Here is a 3,091-nt window from a genome sequence, read left to right on the forward strand (position 1 = left end):
TTGTTATGACGCGCTTACCCTTGTTATGACGCGCTTACAAGCCAGCCGTCCACTTCCTGAAATGCAAAAATCTCCTAGCAGGCTTTCCTGCTAGGAGATTTTCTTATGAGAGGTACTTGTTAAGCTTTGAAAATTGGATTTATTATTCGATAAGTATCAAACCATCTACCAATTAAGCTTCTTCGTCTTCTTTACGACGACGACCTGCAAGACCAAGACCAAGTAAGGCACTTGCGGCAGCTGCTACCATAGCTACAGTAGAATCTGCTGTACCTGTATTTGGCAACTCTTTAGCGACTGTACGCACGTTTGTTGCTGCTTGAGCTGGAGCTACAGCTGGTGTTTGAGCAGCTTGGTCCTTAGCTGGACTTGCATGATTAGTTGCTGGAGAAACTTTCGCCAGGAAGTCTTCGATACGTTTAACCGTTGCAGCCACATCTGCCTGAGTTGCATCTGCATTGGCAAATACTTTCTTAGCGTCTGCCAATAAGTCAGTCGCTGCTTTTGCAGTTTCTGCATCAAGCTTAGTTGATTCTTGGATGATTAGTCCTTCTAACTGACGAATAGCATCTGCTAACTTAGCTTTATCCACTTTTGCTTCAGTGTTAGTAGCTCCGTTATTTTGAGCTGAAGGAGCTTGTTTAAAGATAGCTTCAGCGGTAATTGCTAAAACTTTGCCATCTTTAGTTACAACAGTTGCATTTCCTGCCTTGTCAAAGAGAACATCTACTACATCAGCATTTGCTGCTTTAATCTTAGCTTTTGCAGCTTCTTTTTCTGAATCTGTTAAGTTAGTAAAGTCTGCTACTGTTTCTTTTTCAAAGTCAAGGTTGATGTTATCTCCGCTATTCTTAGCTGTTACATCACTTTCTGTTTTCACTAATTGGTCTTTTGCAATCGATACTGTATTTCCATCTAGTGTTACTGTGGCGTTACCTTTATCGTCTACTACTACAGTCGCTCCTGAATTGACGGCTTCAATTGCTTTCTTAACTGCTGCTTTTTCATCTTCCGTTAAGTTATCTTTGTTTCCAACTAATGTACGGAATGCTGGTGTTTTCACTTTAGCAGTCTTAGCTTCGTCAGCTAGGTTTCCAGCTGGGATTACTAGGTCTAAAGCTGGAATATTCAGAACTGTACCATCAGCTTTAGTTACTGTTGCATTACCTTTGTCGTCTACTACTACAGTTGAACCTGGGTTGACTGCTTTAACCTTCTCTTCGATAGCTTTCTTCTCTTCTGGAGTTAAGGCATCTGGATCTGCTACTACAGTTTTAGCTGCTGGTGTATTGACATCATTGCCTGCATTTTCTTTAGTAATATCATCTTGTGTTTTCACTAAATCAGTGGCTGGAATGACCGCTGTCTTACCTTCTGGTGTTGTAACTGTAGCATTACCCTTATCGTCTACTACTACAGTTGAGCCTGGGTTGACTGCTTTAACCTTCTCTTCAATAGCTTTCTTCTCTGCGTCTGTCAACTTGTCTAGGTTCGCTGCTACAGTTTTAGCTGCTGGTGTATTGACATCATTGCCTGCATTTGGTTTAGCTGCATCTGCTGCTGACTTCGTCAAGTCTGTTGCTGGAATAACGGCTGTCTTACCTTCTGGTGTTGTGACTGTGGCATTTCCTTTATCGTCCACTACTACAGTCGCTCCTGGGTTAACTGCTTTAACCTTCTCTTCAATAGCTTTCTTCTCTGCAACTGTCAACTTGTCTGAGTTCGCTACAACCGTCTTATCCGCCGGCTTAACGATGTCGTTGCCTGCGTTTGGTTTAGTTGCATCTTCCGGTGATTTGAATAAATCTTTCCATGGAATTGTTGCCACAGTTCCATCATTTAAAGTAACAGTAGCGTTACCTTTATCATCAAATTTAACAGATTTAGCCTCAGGATTGAGTTTTCTTAATTTTTCTTCTACTTTGGCTTGTGCAGCTGAATCAGTCGGTTCACCAACCACTTTATCTGCTGGTTTAACAATTTCACCATTTCCTGCGTCAGATTTAGCTGTATCTTCCTTAGTTCTCACTAACTCAGTTGATGGAATCGTTGCAGTCTGACCTTCTGGTGTAGACACTGAAACAGTTCCGTCTGCATCGAGTAGCACAATAGAATTTGGATTTACAGACTTAACAGCAGCAATAATTTGAGCTTTTTCTGACTCTGTCAACATCGATTTATCCTTGATGATAACTTTATCAAGTGGTTTGTTAATATCGTTTCCACCTTTACCATTATCTAGATTCTCCAACGTTTTCACCAAATCAGTTGGATTAATGATTCCCTTATCACCATTTGCTGTAGTAACTTCAATATTTCCAGCGTCGTTATATTTAACCTCTTTGGCTGTTGGGTTCACTTTCCTCACTTCTTCTAAGATTTTAGCTTTTTCCTCAGCTTTTAGGTTGGCTGGATCATTAACTAGCGCTTTATCAATTGGTCTGTTAATATCCCCAACTGCTCTAATTGCCGATTTATCCGCGTCTTGAATCTTATTAACATCTGCTTCTTTATTCGCAGCATCTACTAATTTCTTAGCTTCGGCTGCTATTTGATCTGCTTTATCTTTAAGATTCTCTTTCGCTTTAGGAGATAAGTCAGTACGCGCGTCAATCTCTTCTTTCTTCGCTTTTGTTTGCTCATCAATGGCTTTACGAGCATTTGGTTTATCTTCTACAACAGGTAAAACTTTCCCTATTTCAGCATTTGCATCATCTTGAAGTTTCTTAACCTCTGAATCTGTTCTAGCAATATCAATTGCTTGCTTAGCTTCTTTGGCTAAGGCTGTCGCTTTTTCAGCAGCTTCAGCTTTTTCTTCATCCGTGGCATCTGGTGTGTTTTCAATGGCTTTTAGTTGTTCAGCTAGCTTATCATCAATAGCTTTCTTGGCTGCAGCTTTAGTTGTTGTTTCTGGATTCACAGCTTTAATCGCTGCTACACCGTGTTCCTTAGCACTATCTACTGCTCCTTGAACCTTCCTTGATTCCTCTGGTGTTGTGGTTACATCTGGTTGAGCATCAATGGCCTGGTTCGCTTCGGCTGCTCGAGCTTGAGCTTCTGCTTTAACTTTCGCTTTTTCTTCAGCTGTTAG

The 3,091-nt window shown here is 41.0% G+C and carries 1 protein-coding gene; it reads right to left on the reverse strand.

The window, feature by feature from the left end:
- Positions 1-172: 172 nt before the first annotated feature.
- Positions 173-3,091 (reverse strand): DUF1542 domain-containing protein (locus HT671_RS11690; RefSeq protein WP_240153273.1); only part of this gene is annotated, 2,919 nt, incomplete at its 5' end.

The sequence above is a fragment of the Streptococcus sp. 2741 genome, from assembly GCF_013276315.1.
GTDB classification, from domain to species: Bacteria; Bacillota; Bacilli; order Lactobacillales; family Streptococcaceae; genus Streptococcus; species Streptococcus pseudopneumoniae.